General features: G+C 71.6%; 15 protein-coding genes. 9 read left to right on the top strand and 6 right to left on the bottom strand.

Annotation, left to right across the window (positions count from 1 at the left end):
- Positions 1–10: 10 nt before the first annotated feature.
- Genes ACIRQH_RS21155 through ACIRQH_RS21145 form a run of 3 tightly spaced genes read right to left on the bottom strand, consistent with a single transcriptional unit; the run spans position 11 to position 3,828 of the window.
- Complete coding sequence (locus ACIRQH_RS21155) at positions 11–418, bottom strand: DUF742 domain-containing protein (RefSeq protein ID WP_388876220.1); 408 nt, start codon at positions 416–418, stop codon at positions 11–13.
- A gap of 9 nt (positions 419–427) precedes the next feature.
- On the bottom strand, positions 428–868 hold the full coding sequence (locus ACIRQH_RS21150; protein ID WP_358821037.1) for a roadblock/LC7 domain-containing protein: 441 nt from the start codon (positions 866–868) through the stop codon (positions 428–430).
- The gene (locus tag ACIRQH_RS21145) at positions 865–3,828 is read right to left on the bottom strand and encodes a nitrate- and nitrite sensing domain-containing protein (RefSeq protein ID WP_404226787.1); all 2,964 of its coding nucleotides are present in this window, start codon (positions 3,826–3,828) and stop codon (positions 865–867) included. The genes ACIRQH_RS21150 and ACIRQH_RS21145 overlap by 4 nt, the downstream gene beginning before the upstream one ends.
- A gap of 424 nt (positions 3,829–4,252) precedes the next feature.
- Here ACIRQH_RS21145 and ACIRQH_RS21140 point away from each other — a divergent pair, with 424 nt between their 5' ends.
- Entirely contained in the window at positions 4,253–4,894 is a 642-nt protein-coding gene (locus tag ACIRQH_RS21140) for a hypothetical protein (protein ID WP_388876226.1), read from the top strand.
- A gap of 18 nt (positions 4,895–4,912) precedes the next feature.
- Here the strand turns inward: ACIRQH_RS21140 and ACIRQH_RS21135 are convergent, their stop codons facing one another.
- Both ACIRQH_RS21135 and ACIRQH_RS21130 read right to left on the bottom strand, forming a co-directional pair.
- The gene (locus ACIRQH_RS21135; protein ID WP_388876229.1) at positions 4,913–6,109 is read right to left on the bottom strand and encodes an NAD(P)/FAD-dependent oxidoreductase; all 1,197 of its coding nucleotides are present in this window, start codon (positions 6,107–6,109) and stop codon (positions 4,913–4,915) included.
- 127 nt (positions 6,110–6,236) lie between these two features.
- Positions 6,237–6,557, bottom strand: coding sequence for a bifunctional 3-phenylpropionate/cinnamic acid dioxygenase ferredoxin subunit (locus ACIRQH_RS21130; RefSeq protein WP_388930472.1), 321 nt, complete (start codon positions 6,555–6,557; stop codon positions 6,237–6,239).
- Between the two features lie 214 nt (positions 6,558–6,771).
- Between ACIRQH_RS21130 and ACIRQH_RS21125 the strand changes: the two genes are divergently transcribed.
- From ACIRQH_RS21125 to ACIRQH_RS21090, 8 genes are all read left to right on the top strand, one after another.
- Positions 6,772–7,593 carry an IclR family transcriptional regulator gene (locus ACIRQH_RS21125; protein ID WP_388876232.1) on the top strand — a complete coding sequence of 274 codons (822 nt, stop codon included), beginning with the start codon at positions 6,772–6,774 and terminating at the stop codon, positions 7,591–7,593.
- Between the two features lie 291 nt (positions 7,594–7,884).
- Positions 7,885–8,970 (top strand): S-(hydroxymethyl)mycothiol dehydrogenase, encoded by a 1,086-nt coding sequence (locus ACIRQH_RS21120; protein WP_404226798.1) that lies wholly within the window; start codon positions 7,885–7,887, stop codon positions 8,968–8,970.
- A 119-nt stretch (positions 8,971–9,089) separates the two neighbouring features.
- A complete protein-coding gene (locus tag ACIRQH_RS21115) occupies positions 9,090–11,546 on the top strand; it encodes an FAD-dependent oxidoreductase (RefSeq protein WP_404226786.1) in 2,457 nt (818 codons plus the stop codon).
- Between the two features lie 46 nt (positions 11,547–11,592).
- Positions 11,593–12,747 carry an N-methyl-L-tryptophan oxidase gene (gene solA, locus ACIRQH_RS21110; protein WP_388876238.1) on the top strand — a complete coding sequence of 385 codons (1,155 nt, stop codon included), beginning with the start codon at positions 11,593–11,595 and terminating at the stop codon, positions 12,745–12,747.
- Positions 12,748–12,758: 11 nt separating this feature from the next.
- Positions 12,759–13,904, top strand: coding sequence for an aromatic ring-hydroxylating dioxygenase subunit alpha (locus tag ACIRQH_RS21105; RefSeq protein ID WP_388876241.1), 1,146 nt, complete (start codon positions 12,759–12,761; stop codon positions 13,902–13,904).
- Positions 13,897–15,363: an aldehyde dehydrogenase family protein gene (locus ACIRQH_RS21100; RefSeq protein ID WP_358821028.1), complete on the top strand. Its 1,467-nt coding sequence runs from the start codon at positions 13,897–13,899 to the stop codon at positions 15,361–15,363. Before ACIRQH_RS21105 ends, ACIRQH_RS21100 begins: the two co-directional genes overlap by 8 nt.
- Positions 15,364–15,500: 137 nt before the next feature.
- Complete coding sequence (locus ACIRQH_RS21095; RefSeq protein WP_404226785.1) at positions 15,501–17,060, top strand: APC family permease; 1,560 nt, start codon at positions 15,501–15,503, stop codon at positions 17,058–17,060.
- Between the two features lie 16 nt (positions 17,061–17,076).
- A complete protein-coding gene (locus ACIRQH_RS21090; protein WP_404226784.1) occupies positions 17,077–18,639 on the top strand; it encodes a GMC family oxidoreductase in 1,563 nt (520 codons plus the stop codon).
- A 70-nt stretch (positions 18,640–18,709) separates the two neighbouring features.
- Here the strand turns inward: ACIRQH_RS21090 and ACIRQH_RS21085 are convergent, their stop codons facing one another.
- Positions 18,710–23,341: a hypothetical protein gene (locus tag ACIRQH_RS21085; RefSeq protein WP_388876254.1), complete on the bottom strand. Its 4,632-nt coding sequence runs from the start codon at positions 23,339–23,341 to the stop codon at positions 18,710–18,712.
- Positions 23,342–23,361 lie beyond the last annotated feature (20 nt).

Genomic DNA, 23,361 nt, shown 5'->3' with positions numbered 1-23,361 from the left:
TCCGCCCAGCTCAGAGCGCCCGGAGGCCGCTGATCACGTCGCGCAGAATACTCTCGTCGGGCAGGTCGGCAGGGGGTACGGGACGTGTCACATGCACCATTTCGTCGGCGACGAGGTCCCCGATGAGCACTCGCACCACGCCGATGGGCAGGTCGAGCTCGGCGGCCAGTTCGGCGACGGACTGGGGCGCGTCGCGGCAGAGTTCGACGATGTCCACGTGTTCCGGGGACAGCGAATGGTCCGCCTCGGGGTCGTCGGCATGCTGTTCCGTGACCACCACGGCGATCAGGTCGAGGCGGTGCTGGCCCGCACTGGTGGTGCGACCGCGTGTCATGGCGTACGGACGGACCACCGGTCCGGCGTCGTCGTCGAACCAGTGGCGTGCGTCCTGGCCGTTTCCCTGACCGTCTCCGCTCATGTCATCCCACTACCCACCGGCGGTCAGATCGGTGCGCGGAGCGGCGGCCAGATGTGCGCCGACCCGCTTGACGAGGAGCGTCATCTCGTAGGCGACCTGGCCCACGTCCGAATCGGCGTCGGCGAGGACGGCGAGGCAACTGCCGTCACCCGCGGCCGTGACGAAGAGGAACGCCTCGTCGAGTTCCACGACGGTCTGTCGGACGCTGCCCGCCTCGAAGTGCCGGCCGACGCCCTTGGCGAGGCTGTGGAAGCCGGAGGCGACGGCGGCGAGGTGTTCGCTGTCCTCCCGGGTGAGGTCCTTGGAGGCCCCGGTGGGAAGGCCGTCGCCGGAGAGCACGATCGCTTTGCGGATGCTGGCGACGCGGTCGACGAGTTCGTCGAGCAGCCAGTTCAGATCACCGGTCCGGCTGCTGGTCTCGGTGGGTCCTGCGGCCTTCGGTGCGGTCATCGACCGTCCCCCTTTGTCGTTCGTCGTGCTGAGCCGTCCTGGGCCTGGTCGCCCACGGCGTTCTCCTCGCGGCCGCGCTGCCAGCCGCGCTGGAGCGAGGCCATCCGGCTGCGTACTTCGTCGGCGTCCCGCTCGGCGGGGTCCGGGCCCGCGCCGTCGCGGGCCGTGTCCCGTTCGGCGAGGCGCGCCGGTCCGTCCTTCAACTGCGGTGCCAGGCTCGCCTGTCGGACCCGTCGGGGCAGCGGGGTCGTGCTCGTTCCCGACTCCCCCGTGTCCTTGTCGGAGCGCGGGAGGGTGTCGTCCGGGCCTGTCGGCTCGGCGGTGACGCGGGTGCGCTGGGGCAGTGGCGGGGTATCGCGGAAGGCGGGCGCACCGGGTTCGGTGGATTCACGCGGGTCGGGGGCCGTACGCAGGGCGGGGGTGCCGGGGCGTTCCTCGCCTCGCCGGGTGGGACCCGAGGAACGCTCACCGCGCCGCTGGGGCAGCGGCTTGACGCCCTCGAACTGCGCCGGACGGCGCGTCGGGCGATCCGTGCCCTCCACCGTTTCCTGGCCGGAAGGGGTGCTGCGGCCCCGTACAGGCTCCAGGTTCTGCGCCGACTCGACGTCGTTGGGCACGTCGTCGGACACGTCGGCCAGTGTCTCGTCCCGTCGCGATCGCGTCGGGGAGACGGGGCGGCCGTGGGAGCTGACGAGCTTGGGCGTCCGACGCCGTGGCAGGGGAACCGGTCCGGCGCCCGGGCGGTCGGTGTCCTCGGATCGTGCGGGCTCGTCGCTGCCGTCGCGGGCCTGTTGGTGGTGCTCCGCGGGGACTCCGGCTATGGAGGTGCGTGGGCGGAAAAGGCCGCCGCGTTCACTGTCGTCGTCGCCGAGCGCGCCCGGGAACCCGGTGATCGCGTCGAGTTCGACGGGCGCCTCCAGCTCGACGGGGCCGTCCAGGATCGAGGCGGGCAGTCCCGGCAGTCGCACCGGCGTCTGGGAGAGTGCCGCGGTGCGGCTCCCCCCGGTCTCGCCCTCCTTGGTCGGCAGAGTCCGGTCGAGCCGGAAGCCGATGCCGTTGGTGTCCGGTACGTCGTCGGTGAGCAGGGCGTCGGCGATGAAGACGACCGCGGTGGTACCGCCGTACGGGGACGGCTGGAGCGAGACACGGACGTTCTGCCGCTGGGCGAGCCGGCTCACCACGAAGAGTCCGAGCCGGTCGGTGTCGGAGAGCTCGAACTCGGGGGTTTCCGCGAGGCGCAGGTTCGCGTCGAGCAGCGCCTCGGCGGCCATACCGAGGCCGCGGTCGTGGATCTCCAGGGTGAAGCCGTTGGCGACGCGCTCGCCGACAACATGGACGGCCGTGTGCGGGGGCGAGAACACCGTGGCGTTCTCCAGCAGCTCGGCGACGAGATGGGTGAGGTCGGCGACGGCGGGTCCCGTGACGGCGACACGCGGCAGACGGCGCACCTCGATGCGCTCGTAGTCCTCCACCTCGGCGACGGCGGCACGGACGATGTCCATGAGCTGGACCGGCTTGCGCCACTGCCGGGACGGCGCGGCGCCGGACAGGATGACCAGGCCCTCGGCGTGCCGGCGCATGCGGGTGGTCAGGTGGTCGAGGCGGAACAGGTCGGCCAGTTCGTCGGTGTCCTCGGTCCTGCGCTCCATGGTGTCGAGCAGGGTGAGCTGCTTGTGGAGGAGTACCTGGCTGCGGCGCGCGAGGTTGACGAACACCTCGGAGACACCTTCGCGCAGTTCGGACTGTTTGACGGCCGCCTCGACGGCGGCGCGCTGAAGGGTGTTGAGGGCCTGGCCGACGTCACCGATCTCGTTCCGGTCGTACTCGAGTCGCGGCACCTCGGTCTCGACGTCGACCTTTTCGCCCGCGGAGAGGCGGCGCATGACGCTGGGCAGCCGGACACCGGACGCCTCGTGGGCCTCCAGACGCAGCCGCCGCAGGTCGCGGATGAGGCTGCGGCCGATGCGTACGGACATCACCAGGGAGACGAGCAGGGCGATGAGGCCGATCACGCCGGCGATGACCGCCTTGAGGATGACGCCCATGGCCACGGGCCTGACGCGGTCCTGATAGCGGTCGCCGGCCCGGTCGTCGAGCGTGCCCAGGTCATCGAGCACCTGGCCCGCGGCGTTGTCCCAGCTCTTGGCGGTGACGCCCCTCGGTGAGCCCACCGGGGAGGTGACGACGGCCTGCTCCGCCACGCGCAGGGGAGCCGTGTCGGCGTTCTTCCAGTACCGCTCGTAGCGTTCGCGCTCCGAGGAGGGCAGGAGCGGCAGGCTGATGTCGTAGAGGAGGGTGCGCTGGGCGATGAGGTCGGAGATGTCGCGCAGCTCGTCGCGGGTGGTGTGGCCGGCGACCAGCGCGGAGCCGAGGAGCGCGTCCTCGCGGGAGAGCAGTTCGCGTGCGCGGGCCACGTTGACCAGGGCACGGCCCTCCTTGTCCACCTCCACGTCGTCCACCACGTGAAGGTTGGCCATCAGGACGTAGCAGGGGTCGATCAGCCGGTTGTACAGGTCGAGGGCCTGGGACCGGTTGACGGTGCCGTCCTCGACGCTGCGGCGCAGCGAGTCGATCCCGTCGACGGCGTCGAGGATGGAAGCGAGGCGCTCGGTGGTGCCCTCGTTCATCTCCCCGCGCACGTCCTTGTCGCGGGAGTTCTTGCGCACCTGGGCCACGCTCCGGTCCGTGGCGGCGCGGCTCCGCTTGAGCGCGGCGAGGCCGTCGGAGGCCCGCGGGTCGGCCAGGTAGACGAGGGTCTGGCGGCGTTCCTGCTGGAGGACCCTGACGGTGTCCTCGGTCGGGTATCCGATCTTCTTTACGATGTCGGACACGCTGAACAGTTGGCTGGCCTCACGCCCCGTGAGCACGGTGGCGAAGGCCCAGATCGCGGTCAAGGACACCAGCGGCACGAGGAGCAGCGCCACGATCTTCCGGCGGATGGACTTCCCGCGAAAGCGCATGGCCTCCCCCAGCTCGACCCCTCCGGTTCGGGGGGCACACCTGTGCGTCAACAAACGGCGTGAGCCTACTACTGACACACAGGTAACTCGAAGACCTGTCTGCACCCACTCCGACCCCGACGGGGAACAAGACATGGGGAGTTGTCCGTTCATTGGGGGAGATTGCCTCCCCGAATCCGGCTCGTGAGGCCGGATCACGGCGAAGGAATAAACTTGGTCAGTTGGCCGGAATTCTTCGCTCGCCGGGAATCTTCGACGCAGGTCGTTCGTCTTTATGTACGGGAGTTGAGGGCGGAATCGGCCACAGGCGCCGCATGACGCACTCAGGCGGCGTAAAAGAGCGCAAGCCGGGCAGCCACTGGGGAGCGGGTGTTGCAAGACACTCGTGCGAGATGGCTGCTGGGCGGTGGGGAGTGACGAGTTGATGAGCACGGCGGAGCGGAGCGGGACACTCGAGGCGCAGGTTGCGACGCGCGAGGCGGCACAACCGGCCCCGCAGGCACCGGATCGCGACATACCGGCGGTTGCGCGCGATCAGCGGGACCGGCTGCGAGCGGCGACGGGTGAGCGGGACCGGGCGGGAGCCCGGCGGTCGGCTCGGGACGGGCACGGCCGGTCCGACGAGAAGGGCGCCGTCACGGACGCATACGAAGAAGAGGACGAGGCACGGGCGTACTACCGGCCGCTGTGGATCGAGGAGCCCGCGCGCAGGCGTCGGTTGCCCGATCCGGTGCGTACGTCGGCGGTGCGGGCGGTGGTCATCATCTCGGTGACGCTGACTCAGGCGGTCGTGGCCTTCCTGTGCACGGTGACGGCGTCGTGGCTCGCTTTCCCGATGGTCCTGAGCAGCGTGGCCAGCACGGTCGTGGCCACCTGGGCGGCCCTGGACGTCTGGGTGACCCGGCAGGTGTGGAACCAGCGGCACGGTGTGGTGTCGGAGCCGAGCAGCACCGCGCGGGCGCTGCGGCGCGAGCGTCGCAAGGCCCAGCGTCACGCCCGGGTCTCGGCGCGGGCACAGGAGCGGATACGCAGGCGGGGCGGGGCCGGGCAGCTGTCGCACTCGTAGGGGGCCGGAGGCCGGTTCTCACAGGGCCGCCGGCTCCACCGGGTCGGCGGTGCGGGCGAGTTCGCGACGGACGCGCGTGAAAGGGCGGGGTCGGTCCACCGAGAGCACTGCCGTCGTGCGGTTTCCTCGCTCGTACAGGGCGAGGAATCCGCCCGCGGCGGGTGCGCCGTCGTCGAGGTCGCCTTCGACGATGCGGACCGTGTCCGCCGGATGACGTCGTCCGGCGAACTGGATGCGCGCCCCGTACTGGTCGGACCAGAAGTAGGGCAGCGGACGTGCGGTCTCGATCGTGCGTCCGGCGAGCAGGTTGGCCACTGCGGCGCGGGGTTGTTCGGTGGCGGAGGTCCAGTGCTCGGCACGGCTGCCACCCACCCGGGCGACGTCGCCGACGGCGACCACGTTCGCGAGGGCGGTCACGCAGCCGTCGTCACAGACCACGCCGTCCTGGAGACGAAGCCCGGAGTCGGCCAGCCAGCCGGTGTTCGGGACGGCCCCGATCCCGACGATCACGACTTCGGCCGGCAGCACTCGGCCGTCGCGCAGGTCCACTCCGGTCACGGCGCCGGGAGCGGGTCCGCCCACCCGGAACCCGGCGACCGCCGTTCCGGTCACGAGACGGGTGCCTGCGCGCCGGTGGAGTGCGGCGCACACGGCCGCCATTTCCGGGCCGAGTTGAGGCACGAGAGGCAGCGGGGCGGCCTCGACAACGGTGACGGCGTGGCCGAGGGCTGTGCAGGAGGACGCGGTCTCGGCACCGACGAAGCCGCCGCCGATGACCACCACACGGCGCGGACCCACGGTGAGTTCGGCACGCAGGACGCGGGCATCGTCAAGGGTCCGCAGCGTGTGCACGCCGGGGAGGCGGTCGCCGGACAGGCGTCGGGCGGAGGCTCCGGTGGCGATGACCACGCCGTCCGTGGGGACGGTTCGGCCGTCGTCGAGGACGACGGCGCGGCTTCGCGGGTGGAGGCCGCGGGCGCGGACGCCGAGGAGCCATGTGGCGTCGAGTTCCGCGCTCTCCTCGGCGTCGGTGAGGGCGAGTCGGTCCTCGTCGGCGCGGCCGATGAGGAAGTCCTTGGAGAGGGGTGGTCTGTCGTAGGGGAGGTGGGGTTCGTCGCCGACGATCACGAGTCGCCCGTCGAAGCCCTGGGCGCGCAGCTCGCGGGCGGCGTACAGGCCGGAGAGGGAGGCACCCACGACGGTCACGGTCCTCATCAGAGCCGCCTGTATTGGGGGAGTTCACGCTCGGGCAGGTCATGCCTGGGGAGTTCACGAGGGAGGCTGTCCGCTTCGACACCGCTCCCCGGCCGGGCGGGACACGTGCCGGCGGGGAGTTCGGCCTTCATGCGGCGGTGCCCTCCTCCGCGGCGAGGTGGACGTGGATGATCCCGTCGTCGATGGTGACGCGGTGGGTACGGACCGGGCGGCGCGCGGGGAGGCACGTCGGCAGACCGGTGCGGAGGTCGAACGAGGCCGCGTGCAGCGGGCATTCGATCAGACGGCCTTCCAGCCACCCCTCCGAGAGGGAGGCGTCCTGGTGGGTGCAGGTGTCGTCGATGGCGTACAGCTCACCGTCGGCGTTGAACACGGCGACCGGTGGTGAGGTCCCGACACGGACGGATCCGCCGACGGGGAGGTCTTCAAGGCGGCAGACGGGAATCATGGGCCCCCCTCTCGGTCCGGACGGTTCGTCCGCGACCTCTCAGGTCCAGGGGCGTCGGGAACCTTCCCGGTTCCGGACGCTTCGGTAACATGATGTTTCGCATGGCGCATGAGGGAGCGCTATGCGCAACAGAATCCGCGCGGGGGTCCCGTCACGTCAAGGGCTTCCCGCAGATGCGGCCCAAACCGGGCCGTCAGGTGGTGAGAGTTGACCTATGACCCGCACGCAGAAGCAGGCTGAACGGACCGAGGACACACCCGAGAAGCGGAGCGGCCGGGGCGCGGGCAGCGCCGTCCAGTCGGTGGACCGCGCCGTGAGCGTGCTGGAGATCCTCGCCCGGCTCGGCGAGGCGGGCGTCACCGAGATCGCCGAGAAACTGGACGTGCACAAGTCCACGGCCTTCCGTCTGCTCGGGGTCCTGGAGAACCGCGGCCTGGTCGCGCAGGCCAAGGACCGGGGAAAGTACTACCTGGGAGCCGCCGTACTGCGGCTCGCGGGAGCGGCGGCGGTGCGCCTCGACATCTCCCAGGAGGGAGTGCCGGTCTGCCGCGAACTCGCCGACGAGCTGGGCGAGACCGCCAACATCGCGGTGCTCGACGACGACGCGGCGGTCAACATCATGCAGGCCCGCGGCACCGCGTCGGTCACCGCGCAGAACTGGCTGGGCAGACGCACCCCGCTGCACGCGACGTCCAGCGGAAAGGTGCTGCTCGCACACATGCCGCCCACGCTGCGGGAAGGTCTGCTGGCGCGGACCCTGCCACGCTTCACGGAGCGCACGATCACCGGGCCGTCCACGCTGCGCGGCGAATTGGAGGCCGTGATCGAGCAGGGGTACGGGCTCACGCTGGAGGAGCTGGAGTTGGGGCTCGCCGGCGTCGCGGCTCCGGTGCGGGCACACGACGGCAAGGTGATCGCCGCCATCAGCGTGTCCGGGCCGGTGTACCGGATGAACGCGGACCGGCTGCCGGAGCTGTCGAAGCGGACGGTGGCAGCGGGGGCCGAGTTGTCCCGTCGGATGGGGTACGGCTTCTGAGGCGCTCGGGGCGGTCCGGTGCTCCGGGGCGGCGTGGTGCGCGTCGGCCGGCTGGTAGGCGAGCCACCCAAGGGAGTTGAGGGTCGGGGCCCGAGCGCGAGCAGGACCCTGGATCGGTGACGCGGGGCCGGGAAATCCGGCCCCGCGTCGTTGTGTGTCCGCAGCGTTTCGGGGCTCCCGTTCCTTTTGCCAAGGGTTAACTCCCACCTCTTGACGGCCCCCTGGCGGCGTTCTCAAGATGTTCCTCATCACGCAACCCATCGTGCAATGCGCAACAGCAGAGGAGCCATCGTGCCCCACGAGGTCCGTGCCGTAGTCGCTGTGAAGAAGGGCGCACCCGTCGAGGTGCGGACGATCGTCGTTCCGGATCCGGGGCCGGGCGAGGTGCTCGTCGACGTCCAGGCGTGCGGGGTCTGCCACACGGATCTGCACTACCGGGAGGGCGCGATCAACGACGAGTTCCCGTTCCTCCTGGGCCATGAGGCCGCGGGAACGATCGCGGCCGTCGGCCCGGGTGTCGTCGAGCCGGCACCCGGCGACTACGTGGTCCTCGCCTGGCGCGCGCCCTGCGGCACGTGTCGTTCCTGTCGCCGTGGCCGCCCCTGGTACTGCTTCGACTCGCGCAACGCCACCCAGCCGATGACCCTCCTCGACGGCACGCCGTTGAGCAACGCCCTCGGGATCGGGGCCTTCGCCGAGAAGACCCTGGTCGCCGCCGGACAGGCGGTGAAGGTGGATCCCGCGGCACGGCCGGAGGCGGCGGGGCTGATCGGCTGCGGGGTGATGGCCGGGTACGGCGCCGCGGTCAACACCGGCAACGTCGGGCGCGGTGACACCGTCGCCGTCATCGGGTGCGGCGGCGTGGGCAACGCGGCCATCGCGGGCGCCTGCCTGAACGGCGCGATGAAGGTCATCGCCGTGGACATCGACGACAGGAAGCTCGACCTGGCGGAGAGGTTCGGCGCCACTCACACGGTCAATTCGCGCGGAACCGACCCGGTCGAGGCAGTCCGGGCGCTGACCGACGGCTTCGGGGTCGACGTCGCCATCGACGCGGTGGGCCGACCGGAGACGTACAAACAGGCCTTCTACATGCGTGACCACGCCGGTGTGCTCGTCCAGGTCGGCGTCCCCGATCCCGGGATGACGGTCGATCTTCCGCTGATCGACCTGTTCTCGCGCGGCGGCTCCCTGAAGTCCTCCTGGTACGGGGACTGCCTGCCCAGCCGCGACTTCCCGTTCCTCATCGCCCAGTACCTGTACGGGTTGCTCGACCTGAACGCGTTCGTGAGCGAGACGATCGCGCTCGACCAGGTCGAGGAGGCGTTCACGAAGATGCACCGGGGTGAGGTCCTCCGCTCCGTGGTGGTCCTGTGACGGGACCGGAGCACTCGTCGTCGTCGACGCCCGTACACGGCGAACCCGTCCTCGCTCCCTGACGGTTCGACTCCCCCGCCAACTGAGCGCTTCCACTTCCCCACCCGGCAAGGAGGGGCATGTCCAGCACTCCCGCACTCCGTCCCCGCGTCGTCGTCATCGGCGCCGGCATCGTCGGCTGTTCCCTCGCCGACGAGCTGACCGCCCGAGGCTGGACCGACGTCACCGTTCTCGAACAGGGCCCGCTGCCCGCCCCTGGCGGTTCCACCTCGCACGCACCGGGCCTGGTGTTCCAGACCAGCCCCTCCAGGACGCTCGCCGCGTTCGCGCGGTACACGGTCGAGAAGTTCTCCTCGCTCCAGGTCGACGGCGTCTCCTGCTTCGACCGGGTGGGCGGCCTCGAACTCGCCACCACCCCCGAGCGTCTGGCCGAACTGCATCGCAGGGCCGGTTACGCCACCGCGTGGGGCATCCGCGGCGAGATCGTCGGCGCCGACCGGTGCGAGGAACTCTGGCCGCTCATCGACCGGTCGGTCGTCCTCGGCGGCTTCCACACCCCGGACGACGGACTCGCCCGCGCCGTCCTCGCGGCCCGCGCCCAACTGGCCCGCGCCACCGGAAGAGGAGCCCGTTTCCTCGACCGCCACACGGTCACCGGGATCGAACAGGCGGACGGCAGGGTCACCGGGGTCGTCACCGACCGGGGCACGTTCCCCGCCGATCACGTCGTGTCCGCGGCCGGCTTCTGGGGTCCCGTCATCGGCCGCATGGCCGGCGTCGACGTACCCCTGCAGCCGCTCGCGCACCAGTACGCGAGGACGCGGCCGCTCCCCGACCTGACCGGAGCGTCGGCGGAGGCCTCGAAGCCCATCCTCCGATTCCAGGACCGCGACCTCTACTTCCGCGAGCACCACGACCGCATCGGCATCGGCAGCTACGCCCACCGGCCCCTGCCGGTCGACCCGTTCGCGGTGCTTCCCTACGACGCGGCACGAGAGCGCGGCATGCAGATGCCGTCCTCGTACCCGTTCACCGAGGAGGACTGGGCACCGAGCTGGGAAGACTGCCGCCGTCTGCTGCCCGCGCTGCGGGGGACGGAGATCGAGGAAGGTTTCAACGGCGTCTTCTCCTTCACCCCGGACGGCATGCCCCTCCTCGGAGAGTCCCGGCAACTCCGCGGATTCTGGCTGGCGGAGGCCGTGTGGGTCACGCACTCGGCCGGGGTGGCGAAGGCGGTCGCCGAATGGATGGTCGACGGACGGGCCTCCCTCGACCTGCACGAGTGCGACGTGACGCGATTCGAGGACGTACAGCGTTCACCGGCGTACGTCCGTGAGCGCGGTTCACAGCAGTTCGTCGAGGTGTACGACATCCTGCACCCCCTTCAGCCGATGGAGCACCCGCGCCCGCTGCGCGTCAGCCCGTTCCACGCCCGGCAGGAGCAGCTCGGCGCCTACTTCCTGGAGGGCGGCGGCTGGGAACGCCCGCACTGGTACGAGGCGAACGCCCCGCTCGTCGATTCCCTCGGCCCGCTGCCCGAGCGCGACGCCTGGGCGGCCCGCCACTGGTCCCCCGTCGCCGCTGCGGAGGCGAGGGCCACCCGCGAGAAGGTCGCCCTCTACGACATGACCCCGCTGCGCCGCCTTGAAGTCACCGGCCCCGGTGCCCTCGCCTTCCTCCAGCGCATGACCTCCAACAACCTCCGCAAGAAACCCGGCGCGGTCACCTACACCCTGCTCCTCGACGGGTCGGGCGGTGTGTGCTCCGACCTCACCGTCGCCCGGCTGGCCCCCGACCGGTTCCAGGTGGGCGCCAACTCCCCCGCCGACCTGGACCGGTTCCTGCGCCACGCCCCGCGGGACGTGCACATCAGGGACATCACGTCCGGCACCTGTTGCGTCGGGGTGTGGGGGCCGCTCGCCCGGGACCTCGTCCAGCCGCTGACCCGCGACGACTTCTCGCACGAGGGCTTCGGCTACTTCCGCGCGAAGGAGACGTACATCGGCCATGTCCCCGTCACCGCGATGCGGTTGAGCTATGTCGGAGAGCTGGGCTGGGAGCTGTACACGACCGCCGACCTGGGACTCCGGCTCTGGGACACGCTCTGGGAGGCGGGCCGGCCGCACGGCCTGATCGCCGCCGGACGCTCCGCCTTCAACTCGCTCCGCCTGGAGAAGGGCTACCGGGCCTGGGGCACCGACATGACCGACGAGCACAACCCCTACGAGGCGGGTCTCGGCTTCGCCGTCCGCATGGACAAGGACGCATTCGTCGGCCAGGAGGCCCTCCAGGGACCGGCCGCGCGGACACCGGCTCGCCGGCTCACCGCACTCCTCCTCGACGACCCGGCAGCCGTCGTCCTCGGCAAGGAACCCGTCCACGTCGACGGCGCCCCCGCCGGCTACGTCACCAGCGCCGCTTACGGCTACACGCTGGGCCGCTGCGTGGCCTACGCCTGGCTGCCCGCGCTGCCCGCCGGAACGGGCGTCCACGTCGACTACTTCGGCGAGAAGATCCCCGCCACCGTCCGCGACGAACCGCTCTTCGATCCGGAGATGAACCGAATCCGCCGTTGAATCCGATGAAGAGGCAAGAGCCGGACAAAAGGATCGAGGAGGCCCCATGTCCCCCACGTACGACGTGATCGTGATCGGTCTCGGCGGTATGGGCAGCGCCGCCGCCCACCACCTCTCCGCCCGCGGCGCCCGCGTGCTCGGGCTGGAGAAGTTCGGCCCCGTGCACAACCGGGGCTCCAGCCACGGCGGTTCACGCGTCACCCGCCAGTCCTACTTCGAGGACCCGGCGTACGTCCCGCTGCTGCTGCGCGCCTACGAGCTGTACGACGACCTGGAGCGGGCCACCGGCCGTGACATCGCCACCCTCTGCGGCGGCGTGATGGTGGGGCCGCCCGAGTCGCGGACCGTCGCGGGTTCCCTCCTGTCGGCGCGGCAATGGGACCTGCCCCACGAGATGCTGGACGCGGCGGAGATCAGGCGCCGCTTCCCCACCCTGAACCCGCGCGACGACGAGGTGGCGCTGTTCGAGGCCCGGGCCGGACTGGTCCGCCCGGAGAACACGGTCGCCGCGCACCTCCAGCTCGCCACCCGGCGGGGCGCCGACCTGCACTTCGACGAGCCGATGACCCGCTGGGAGCCGTACCGGGACGGCGTCCGCGTGCACACGGCCGAGAACACGTACACGGCCGGTCAACTCGTCGTCTGCCCGGGCGCGTGGGCTCCTCGGCTGCTCACCGACCTCGGAGTGCCCTTCCGGATCGAGCGGCAGATCATGTACTGGTTCCAGCCCCGCGGCGGGACCGGCCCGTTCGTGCCCGAGAGGCACCCGATCTACATCTGGGAGGACGCGGCCGGCGTCCAGGTGTACGGCTTCCCCGCCATCGACGGACCGGAGTTGGGCGCCAAGGTCGCGTTCTTCCGAAGGGGTGTCGAATGCACCCCCGAGGACATCGACCGGACGGTGCACGAGGACGAGATCCGGGCCATGACGGACCGGATGTCGCGCTGCATCCCCGACCTGCCCGGCACCTTCCTGAAGGCCTCCACCTGCATGTACTCCAACACCCCCGACGAGCACTTCGTCATCGCGCGTCATCCCGCGCATCCGGAGTCGGTCACCGTGGCCTGCGGTTTCTCCGGGCACGGTTTCAAGTTCGTGCCGGTCGTCGGCGAGATCCTCGCCGACCTCGCCCTGGACGGCTCGACCGAGCATCCCATCGGCCTGTTCGACCCCCACCGCCTCGCCGCCGCGCCCGCCTGAGGAGCACGCCCGTGACGACGATCCCCGCCTCCCCGTCCCCGCTCTCCCCCAGCCTCATCGCCACCCTCCCCGGGCGGTACTACACGGACCCGGAGATCTTCCGCCAGGAGCAGGAGCGGCTCTTCGAGTCGATGTGGTTCTGCGCGGTCCGCTCCGGGGACCTCGCGAGGCCGGGAGCCTTCCGCACCGTGCAGGTCGGCCGCGAGAGCGTGCTCGTGACCCGCTCCCGCACGGGCGAGCTGCGCGCGTTCCTCAACATCTGCCGGCACCGGGGCGCCCGGTTGTGCACCGAGGACTCGGGCGAGGTGCGGCGCAACCTCCAATGCCCCTACCACGCCTGGACGTACGATCTCGACGGCCGGCTGGTGGCCGCCCCGAACCTGGTGAAGATGCCGGACGTCGACCGCGTCGCGTACGGACTGGTCAAGGTGGCGCTGCGCGAGTGGCTGGGCTACGCCTGGGTGTGTCTGGCCGCCGAACCGCCCTCCTTCGAGGAGACGGTGATGGGAGCGGCCGTGGAGCGGCTCGGCACGGCCGCGGCCGTCGAGCACTACGGCACCGAGCACCTCGCGCTCGGCCGGCGCGTCACGTACGACGTGCGGGCGAACTGGAAGCTGATCGTCGAGAACTTCATGGAGTGCTACCACTGCGCGACGATCCATCCGGAACTGACCGAGGTACTGCCGGAGTTCGCCGAGGGGTACGCCGCGCAGTACTACGTGGGGCACGGCGCCGCGTTCGGCGAGGAGATCAGGGGGTTCACGGTCGACGGCAGCGAGGGGTTCGCCAGGCTGCCCGCCGTCGCGGACGAGCAGGACCGCCGCTACTACGCGATCACGGTGAAACCGACGGTCTTCGTCAATCTGGTCCCGGACCATGTCATCCTGCACCGCATGTTCCCGCTCGCCGAGGACCGTACCGTCGTCGAGTGCGACTGGCTCTACGCCCCCGAGGTCGTCGAGTCCGGCGCGGACCTGTCCAAGTCGGTGGAGTTGTTCCACCGGGTGAACGAGCAGGATTTCGAGGCGTGCGAGCGGACCCAGCCGGCGATGGCGTCGCGGGCCTATCGCAACGGTGGTGTGCTGGTCCCGACCGAGCATCACATCGGGATCTTCCACGAGTGGTTGATCGCACGACTGGGAGGCCCACGTGCCTGACCTGTACATCGACGGTGGCTGGCGCGGCGCACTCGACGAGCGCACCCGGGAGATCCGCTGTCCCGCCGACGGCTCGCCGGTCGGCGTCGTCGACGAGGCGGGCGGCAAGGACACGGTGGAGGCGATCGCCGCCGCGCGCCGTGCCTTCGACGAGGGGCCCTGGCCGACGACCCCGGCGGCCGACCGCGGAGATCTGCTGTTGCGCGTCGCCGACCTCCTCGTCCGCGACAAGGACGCCCTCGCCCGTGCCGAGTCGCTGGACACCGGCAAGCGGCTCGTCGAGAGCGAGTACGACATCGACGACATCGCGAACTGCTTCCGCTACTTCGGACGGCAGGCCACCGCCGAGGCCGGCCGGGTCGTCGAGACGGGCACGCCGAGTGTCGACAGCCGTGTCGTGTACGAACCCGTCGGGGTCTGCGCGCTGATCACCCCCTGGAACTACCCGCTCCTGCAGACGGCCTGGAAGGTCGCTCCGGCGCTCGCCGCGGGCAACACCTTCGTCCTCAAGCCGAGCGAGCTGACCCCGCACACGGCGATCCATCTGATGCGGCTCCTGGAGGAGGCGGGTGTTCCACCGGGCGTCGCCAACCTGGTGCTGGGCGCGGGCCCCGAGGCGGGCGCCCCGCTGGCAGACCATCCGGACGTCGACCTCGTCTCCTTCACCGGAGGCCTGGCGACCGGGCGCGCGCTGATGGCCGCGGCCGCCGGGACGGTCAAGAAGGTCGCACTCGAACTCGGCGGCAAGAACCCCAACATCGTCTTCGCCGACGCCGACTTCGAGACGGCCGTCGACATGGCGCTGACGGCGGTCTTCCTGCACTCGGGGCAGGTGTGCTCGGCCGGCGCGCGGCTGCTGGTCGAGGACGGGCTGCACGACCGGTTCGTCGACGAGGTCGTCCGGCGCGCCTCCCGGATCAGACTGGGCGGGCCCTTCGACGAGCGGGCGCAGACCGGGCCGCTGATCTCTGCGGCGCACCGCGAGAAGGTCGAGGCGTACGTCGCCCGGGGGCTGGCCGAGGGAGCCGTGCTGCGTTGCGGAGGCGTGCGTCCGACCGGTCCCGGGCTCGATGAGGGCTTCTACTATCCACCGACGGTGCTGGACGAGTGCAGCGGTGACATGTCCGTGGTGCGGGAGGAGTCGTTCGGGCCCGTGCTCACGGTGGAGCGCTTCAGCGGCGAGGCCGAGGCGGTGCGGCTCGCCAACGACACGATCTACGGTCTCGCCGGCGCGGTGTTCAGCACCGACGAGGCGAAGGCGCAGCGGGTCGCGGCCCGGCTGCGCGTCGGCACGGTGTGGATCAACGACTTCCACCCCTATGTCCCGCAGGCCGAGTGGGGTGGGTTCAAGCAGTCCGGATCCGGGCGCGAACTCGGCCCGTCGGGTCTGGCCGAGTACCGCGAGACCAAGCACATCTGGCGCAACACCGATCCCTCCCCGCAAGGCTGGTTCGGCTGACCCGACCGCCGGGGGCGGCTCCGTTCGGCCCCGGCGCACCCCGTGGACATGGCACCCGCGAACCAGCCCCTCAAGGAACCCGGCACCCGCTCAGGCCGCTCCCTCACCCCGCCCCCAGGACCACCTGGAGTCCGCTCATGTCCACCACCGAGCAACCGACCGGACCGCAGCACGACGACGCCGAACTCGCCGAGTTCGGCTACAGACCCGAGCTGAAGCGCACCCTCGGCAGCTTCCACACCTTCGCCGCCGGCATCAGCTACATCTCCATCCTCACCGGCACCTTCCAGCTCTTCTACTTCGGCTACGGCAGCGGGGGCCCCGCCTACTGGTGGTCCTGGCCGATGGTCTTCATCGGCCAGTTCATGGTCGCGCTCTGCTTCGCGGAGCTGGCCGCGCGCTATCCCGTCGCCGGTTCCGTCTACAACTGGTCGAAGAGGATAGGCAATCCGCATCTGGGCTGGTTGGCCGGCTGGATGATGCTCATCGCCTCCATCGTGTCGATCTCGGCGGTGGCGCTGGCCTACCAGCTGACGCTCCCGCAGATCTCGGACGTCTTCCAGTTCGTCGGCGACGGCACCGGGAAGTACGACGTCGCGACGAACGCGGTGGTGCTGGCCACGGTGCTCATCCTGTTCACGACCCTGGTGAACGCCTTCGGCGTGAAGCTGATGGCCACCATCAACAGCGCGGGCGTGTTCATCGAGCTGGTCGCCACCGTCGTCCTCATCGTGCTGTTCGCCGTCCACATCACCCGAGGTCCCCAGGTGGTCACGGAGACGGCGGGCACGGGCGCCGGTCACTCGACGGGGTACCTGGGCGCCTTCCTGGTGGCCTCGCTGGCCTCGGCGTACGTCATGTACGGGTTCGACACGGCAGCTTCGCTCGGTGAGGAGTCGCTGGATCCCTCGCGCAACGCGCCGCGCGCCATCATCCGCGCCATCGTGGCCTCGTTCGTCCTCGGCGGTCTGGTCCTGCTGCTCGCGCTGATGAGCGTGTCCAGCCTGAAGGGCGAGAAGCTGTCCACGGACGGGCTGCAGTTCGTGGTGCTCGACGTGCTCGGTCCGACGGCCGGCAAGGCGATGCTGTGGTGCGTGCTGATCGCGGTCACGGTGTGCGCTCTCGCGGTGCACACGGCGGCGATCCGGCTGGCCTTCGCGATGTCCCGGGACAACAACCTGCCCGCGTCGTCCCTGATGGCCCGGGTCAGTCCGCGCTTTCGGACCCCGGTGCTGCCCGCGGTGGTCATCGGGATCCTGGCGGTGGCGATCCTCGTCGTGAACATCCGCCAGCCGCAGATCTTCACCGTGGTCACCAGCATCGGCATCGTCATGATCTACCTCGCCTATCTCGGGGTGACCGCGCCGATGCTGGTGGCCCGGCTGCGCGGCCGGTGGCAGCCGGCGGGCGAGGGTAGGTTCTCGCTGGGCCGGTGGGGTCTGCTCGTGAACATCGTGGCCGTGGTGTGGGGCGCGGCCATGACGGTCAACCTGATCTGGCCGCGCGCCGAGGTGTACAACGCGGCGGCGCCGTTCCACTGGTACCTGCGCTGGGGCGCGGTGCTGTTCGTGGCGGTCATCGCCGGCGGGGGCTTCGCCTACTACTGGTTCGTCCAGCGGCACCGCACCGGTGTTCTCGACTCGCACCGGCCGGAACCCGCGCCGACGGCCCCGCTCACCGCCCCGGCAGCCGACTGAAGGAGGGCAACAGCGCATGAGCATCGATGAGTTCGACTATGTCGTGGTCGGCGGTGGCACCGCCGGCAACGTGGTAGCGGCCCGGCTGTCCGAGGATCCGTCCGTCACCGTGTGCGTCCTGGAGGCCGGCCCCAGCGACGTCGGTGACGACGACATCCTCAGACTGGACCGCTGGATGGGTCTGCTGGAATCCGGCTACGACTGGGACTACCCGGTCGAACCGCAGGCCAGCGGCAACAGCTTCATGCGGCACGCCCGGGCCAAGGTGCTCGGCGGCTGTTCGTCGCACAATTCGTGCATCGCCTTCTGGGCTCCGGCGGAGGACCTGGACGACTGGGCCGCAGCGGGCTGTACGGGCTGGGGTTCCGCCGATCTCTTCCCGCTGTACCGGCGGCTGGAGTCGAACGACGCCCCCGGCGATCACCACGGCCGCACCGGGCCGGTGAAGCTGCGCACGCTCAAGGGCGAGGACCCGTGCGGCGCCGCCCTGTTGGAGGCGTGCGCGCAGGAGGGCATCCCGACGACCCCGTTCAACAGCGGAAGGACGGTGGTCCGGGGAGCCAACTGGTTCCAGATCAACTCCGACGAGAACAACATCCGGCAGTCCTCGTCGGTGGCGTACCTCCACCCGGTCATGGGCAGGCGGCCGAACCTCTCGGTGCGGACGGGCGTGCGGGCGAAGAAGCTGGTCCTGGAGGGGCGAAAATGTGTGGGAGCGGAGTATCTCGACCCGGATCTGGTCCACACCCGGACGGTGAGGGCCCGCCGCGAGGTGATCGTGTCCTGCGGTTCGGTCGACACCCCGAAGCTGTTGATGCTGTCGGGGATCGGGCCCGCGACGCATCTGCGCGAGGTCGGTGTGGAGGTGGTCGTCGACGCGGCGGGGGTCGGCGAGAACCTCCAGGACCATCCCGAGGGCGTCATCATGTGGGAGGCCCGCCGGCCCATGCCCACCAAGTCCAGCCAGTGGTGGGAGGCGGGGATCTTCTACGACACCGAACCGGGCCTGGACCGGCCGGACCTGATGTTCCACTACGGCTCGGTGCCGTTCGACATGAACACCGCCCGGCACGGTTTCCCCACGTCGGAGAACGCGTTCTGCCTCACTCCGAACGTGACGCGCGCCAAGTCGCGCGGCACGGTGCGGCTGCGCACCCGCGACTACCGGGACAAGCCGATGGTCGACCCGCGCTACTTCACGCACGAACACGACGTGCGCGTCATGACGTACGGACTGAAGCTGGCCCGGCGCATCGCCGCGCAGCCCGCGCTGAGCGGCTGGGCGGGCGCCGAGCTGGCACCGGGCCCTGACGTCCGCTCCGACGACGAGCTGCTGGACTACATCCACAAGACCCACAACACCGTCTACCACCCGTCCTGCACCGTGAAGATGGGCGCGGACGACGACCCGTCGGCCCCGCTCGACCCCCGGCTGCGGGTCAAGGGGGTCACGGGTCTTCGGGTCGCGGACGGATCGGCGATGCCGGATCTGATCTCCGTGAACCCGTGCATCACCACGATGATGATCGGCGAGAAGTGCGCCGACCTCGTGAAGGAGGACGCGCGGACGGGCCCCTGAGGGAACGGCAGCCGCCCGGGGAGCCGCCGGACCGGCCGTGACCGGTCCGGCGGCTCGCCGAGCCGGATCCCTACGGGGCGACCGGCGCCGGCCGCTTGAACATCCGCGTCGCGGTGATCTCGGTGTGCCCGGCCTCGCCGGCCGGGGCCTCCTTCGGGAGTCCCGGCCGGAGGTGTTCCTCCACGCTGATGTACTTCAGTCCTGCGCGCAGGTCCGCGTCGTTGCGCAGGCGGATCACGAGCGGGAACTCGGCGAGCGCGGTCGTGTCGAACAAGCCGGTGGTGTAGAGGAGTTGGACGCCGAGCGCGTCCGACACGGCCCGCTGGAGCTCCAGCAGATAGGTCGCGTTGGCGCGGCCGATGGGGTTGTCGAGGAAGAGGGTGCCGGCGTGCCGGTGCTTGTCCCGGCCGCGGTCGTTGCTGCGCAGAGCCGCCATCGTGCAGTACAGCGCGATGGCGGCGGTGAGCAGCTGACCTCCGGAGAAGACATCGCCCATCTGCCCGACGGGAACGCGTTCGGCGCGCAGGACGGCGTCCGGCTTGAGGATCTCGACGGCGACGCCCCGGGGCTGGAGTGCGGCGCCGACCCCGCGCAGCAGCAGGGACATGCCGTCGCGCCGCATGTCGGAGTTCTTCTTGACCGCGGCGCGGGTGGCCTCGTCGACGACCTCGCCGAGCCGCTCGGTGAGGGTGGCCTGGTCGGGCTCCTCGAACCGGATGCGCAGGAACTCCTGCCCGGACCACTCACCGAGACCTTCCGGGAGCCGGGACAGCCGCTGCGCGGACCGCAGGGTGGCGAGGGAGGACTCCACCAGTCCCCGCAGCCGGTCCACGATCGAGTCCCGGTTGCGCTCCAGCTGCTCCAACTCGTCGGTCAGCACGCGCAGTCGGGGCGCGAACGCGTCCGCCCACTTGTGCGCGTGCTCGGGCAGCGAGGAGGCGGGAAGCTCACGGATCTGCTGCCGCGCGGGGGTCCGCACCTGCTCGTAGCGGGTGGAGTTGGCGTGCCGGACGAGGATGTCGCAGGCCTCGCGGACGGCGGCATCGGCGGCGCTCAGGTCGGCGGCGCAGCCGCGCAGCGAGCGACGGCTCTCGGCGGCGGAGTGGCGTGCCTCTTCGAGGCTCCCGGGATAGGGCTCGGACTCCTCCTGCTCTTCGTCTGAGTGTTCCCGGAGGAGGTCCCTGAGCAGGGCGGACGTCTCGTCGAAACCGCCGGCCGCGTCCTCGGCCGACCGGTGGGCACCGAGGAACTCGCCGTGCGCGTCCCGCGCCCGCTCCAACGCCTCGGCACGGGTGGCGAGTTCGTTCGTCGCGGTGCGGAGCAGGGCCTGGGCGTGCTCGGCGTCGCGGGGCACGAGGTCCTCGGCCAGCTCGGTGTGCGCGTCGCCCTCCTCGGGCGCGTGCCTCTCCGCCTCGCCGCGCAGCCGCCCGAGCTGCTCGCTCGCGGTGGACATCCGGGTCTCCAGCAGCTGCACCAACTCGTCCGCGCGCGCGGCGGCGGCCTGCCGGGAGGGGCCGTCGGATCCGTCGGGCGACTCCAGGAGCTGGGCCGCGCGGGTGCGGACCTTGTTGCTGAGGCGGTCCAGATCGGCGAGGGCCGCGCTCTCGTCGCTCTCGGCGCGCGCCTGCTCGGCCCGCAGGTCGGCGCCCACGCCGACCTTCTCGTAGAGCTGCGACGCGGCCCGGTAGGCCTCCCGCAGGGCCGGGAGCGAGGACTGCGCGGCCGTGTCGTCCTGCGACACGTCGTCCGGTGCGCCCGCGATCTCCGCACGCTCGGCCCGCAGGGCGCGGGCCGTGCGGCGGGCGTCGTCGGCGGCGCGCTGGGTGGCACGGCGGTCCTCGTCGGCGGCGCGGGCGCGCTCCAGGCACTCCTGCGCGCGGGCCTCGGACTCGGCCGCCTCGTCGGCGAGTTCGCGGACCCGGACCTGCCAGCCGGCGCGTTCGCGGAGCCGGAAGGCGAGTCCGGCGAGGGCGTCGGCGGCGCGCCGGGCCTTCTGCGCGGCCTCCTGCCGCTCGTCGCGTACGTGGGCGGCGTCGCCCGCGGTCTCGTCGGCCTCCGTCCGGACGGTTCGTGCCTCGGTCAGTTCGGCCTCGGCCTCCTCGGCGAAGGCTCGCGCCTCCGCGGCGGTCGAGGCCAGTTCGACGAGCCGTCCGGCCGGGCAGCCGGTGCGCCAGGACGCGAGCCGTGCCGCCAGTTCCCGGTCCTTGCCGAGGCGGGCGGCGAGCGTACGGATCTCCTCGTCCCGCAGACCCGTGCGGGCCCGCAGCGCCTGGCGCTCCTCGTCGGCCGCGTGCTCGTCGTGCATGGCCGGGTTCGGCGGTACGAGGAAGACGCCGCCGTCCTGCCCGTCGTCGGCCGGGGTGGGGGCGAGCAGGGCGGCTGCCGTACCGACGGCGACCGCCGAGCGCGGCAGCAGGGCGGCTTCACCGAGCGCCTCGCGGGCCCGGGCGTGGGTGTCCGGGTCGGTGATGATCACGCCGTCGACGAGTTCGGGGCGGGCGGCGAGCACGCGCGCGTGGTCGACGGGGTCGACGGCCTGGGCGAGGTAACGCCAGCCGGGCAGGGCGGGGATGCCGTGTTCGCCGAGGTACTCGACGGTGGCGAGCACGTCCGGGCCGGGGGGCAGCAGGCCGCCGTCGCCGAGCGCTCCGAGGATGCGCGCGTCGTCGGCCGCCGCGGTGCGCAGCTCGAAGAGGTGGCGCTCGGCGGAGGCGACGCCGTCGTCGAGGAGCGCGCGCAGGTCGTCGGCGTACTGGTCGAGTTGTTCGGGCGTCAGCGGTGCGCCGTCGGCGAGGCCGGCGGTGCCGTCGGTCTCCTCGTCGCGTCGGGGCTGGGGCACGGCGGCACGGGTGCCGGCGCGCGGCAGGCCGAGCAGCTCCGCGAGCCGCTCCTCCTCCGCGAGGGCCTCGGCGGTGCGGCACTCCACCGCGTACGAGCCCTCGGCGGCCGTCGCCGCGTCCGCCGCGCGGGCTGCCGTCAGTTCGGCACGGGACTCGGCGGACGCGGCCTCGCGCGCGTGGTCGGCGGCGCGCCGCGAGGCCTCGCGGGCGGTGTCCCAGCCGGCGACGGCGGTCTTCTCCGCGTCGCTGGCGGCCAGGGCGGCGCGGGCCGGGTCGGCGTCGGGGGCGCTGTCGTCGAGCCAGCCGGCGCGGACCGCCTCGGCGGTCTCCTGTTCGACCTCGGCGAGGCGTTGCTTCAGGTGGCCGACCTCGCTGCGGGCGCGCTGGGCCGCGGTGGCGGCCGCCGTCGCGTCGGCGTGCGAGCGCTCACCGATCTCCTGGAGGCCCGCGGAGCGCTCCTCCTCCTCGTTGGCGAGGGACTCGGCGCCGTCGGCGGCCCGGTGCAGGGCGCGTACGAGGTCGACGGCGGCGCGGGCGCGGGCGGCGAGGGCGGGTGCGGCGTCCCGCTCTGCCTCACGGATCACGGCGGCCACACGCGTGGAGCGGTCGGCGGCGGCGCGGTGCCGCAGCACGGCCTCGGCGGCCTGCCAGGCGGAGTGGAGGGTGCGCGCATCGGCCAGCTCCCGCTTCTGCGCCGCTGCCGCCTTCTCCGCTCCTGCGAGTGCCAGGGAGGCGTGCCGGTAGGCGAGTTCGGCGGCGATCAGCGCGCTGCGCCCACGGGCGCCCTCGGTATGGGTGACGGCGTACGCGGCCGCGGTGACCTGCTGGGCGAGCTCTCCCGCGCGCAGGCGCTCCCGCACGGCGCGTGCCGACAGCCGGCGGGCGAGGTTCCGGGTGCGCCGCTCGGCGCCGGAGTGGATGTCCCGCGCGCGTGCCCGTGCCTCGGAGGCGTCGACGATGCGTCGCAGCAGGTCGACGGAACCGGCGGTGAAGTCGCGCTCGGCGATGAGTTCGGCACGGCGTCCGAGCTTGTTGCCGAAGCCGCCGACCAGGTCGGCCAGTCCGTCGGTGTCGCGGGTGTCGGTGACCGCGCGCAGCAGCAGATCGGTGAAGTCGGAGTCCTTCTTGACCGCGAAGAGACCGGCGGCTTCGCCCTCGTCGGCGTTCATCTCGCGCTGGTAGCGGAAGAGTTCGGGGTCCAGGCCGAGGTCGCCGAGGTGTTCGTTCCAGCGGTCGTGGATCTCCTCCCAGTGGACCTCCAGGTGAGGGTACGCCTTGCCCGCCTCGGTGATCGCGTCCCGGAAACCCTTCATGGTGCGGCGCCTGCCCTGCGCGCCGGAGGCTCCTTCGGCAAAGGGCCGTACGGCGGTGGCCTCGGCGACGGGCAGGTTGTCGAGGCTGAGTCCGGGGCCGGGCCGGAAGGAGTACCAGGCCTCGGCGAACTTCCGCGGGTCGTTGGAGACCTGGCGTCCGCGCCATTCGCTCGCCTTGCCGACGACCACGCACTCACCGGTGATCGTGTGCTGCCACTCCAGGGCGACGTGTCCGCAGTCGTCGGCGAGGAGGAACTTGCGCAGCACGCCGGAACTGGCGCCGCCCAGGGTGTTGCGGTGGCCCGGGAGCATCACCGAGAAGATCAGCTTGAGCAGGACCGACTTGCCGCCGCCGTTCTCCAGGAAGAGCACGCCGGCGGGCGCGGGGCGGCGCGGCGGGCCGACCGGCTCCTCCGCGAAGAACTCCGCCTGGGTGGGCGCGGGGTCGGGCACGGGCTCGCCGACTCCGCGCAGGTCCAGCACGGTGTCGGCGTAGCGCGCACCGGCAGGCCCGATGGAGTAGAGGCGGACCCGGGACAGCTCGTACATGGCGGCGGACTCTCGTCGTC

It is taken from the genome of Streptomyces sp. NPDC102279, assembly GCF_044766365.1.
Lineage (GTDB): Bacteria > Actinomycetota > Actinomycetes > Streptomycetales > Streptomycetaceae > Streptomyces.
The sequence above is the reverse complement of the archived record's forward strand: the minus strand, read 5'-3'. Positions and strand labels throughout refer to the sequence as shown.

Excerpts from the sequence above, each read along its gene's own strand:
- ACIRQH_RS21155 (WP_388876220.1), bottom strand. The coding sequence starts at position 418 with ATGAGCGGAGACGGTCAGGGAAACGGCCAGGACGCACGCCACTGGTTC.
- ACIRQH_RS21150 (WP_358821037.1), bottom strand. The coding sequence starts at position 868 with ATGACCGCACCGAAGGCCGCAGGACCCACCGAGACCAGCAGCCGGACC.
- ACIRQH_RS21145 (WP_404226787.1), bottom strand. The coding sequence starts at position 3,828 with ATGCGCTTTCGCGGGAAGTCCATCCGCCGGAAGATCGTGGCGCTGCTC.
- ACIRQH_RS21140 (WP_388876226.1), top strand. The coding sequence starts at position 4,253 with ATGAGCACGGCGGAGCGGAGCGGGACACTCGAGGCGCAGGTTGCGACG.
- ACIRQH_RS21135 (WP_388876229.1), bottom strand. The coding sequence starts at position 6,109 with ATGAGGACCGTGACCGTCGTGGGTGCCTCCCTCTCCGGCCTGTACGCC.
- ACIRQH_RS21130 (WP_388930472.1), bottom strand. The coding sequence starts at position 6,557 with ATGATTCCCGTCTGCCGCCTTGAAGACCTCCCCGTCGGCGGATCCGTC.
- ACIRQH_RS21125 (WP_388876232.1), top strand. The coding sequence starts at position 6,772 with ATGACCCGCACGCAGAAGCAGGCTGAACGGACCGAGGACACACCCGAG.
- ACIRQH_RS21115 (WP_404226786.1), top strand. The coding sequence starts at position 9,090 with ATGTCCAGCACTCCCGCACTCCGTCCCCGCGTCGTCGTCATCGGCGCC.
- solA (WP_388876238.1), top strand. The coding sequence starts at position 11,593 with ATGTCCCCCACGTACGACGTGATCGTGATCGGTCTCGGCGGTATGGGC.
- ACIRQH_RS21095 (WP_404226785.1), top strand. The coding sequence starts at position 15,501 with ATGTCCACCACCGAGCAACCGACCGGACCGCAGCACGACGACGCCGAA.
- ACIRQH_RS21090 (WP_404226784.1), top strand. The coding sequence starts at position 17,077 with ATGAGCATCGATGAGTTCGACTATGTCGTGGTCGGCGGTGGCACCGCC.
- ACIRQH_RS21085 (WP_388876254.1), bottom strand. The coding sequence starts at position 23,341 with ATGTACGAGCTGTCCCGGGTCCGCCTCTACTCCATCGGGCCTGCCGGT.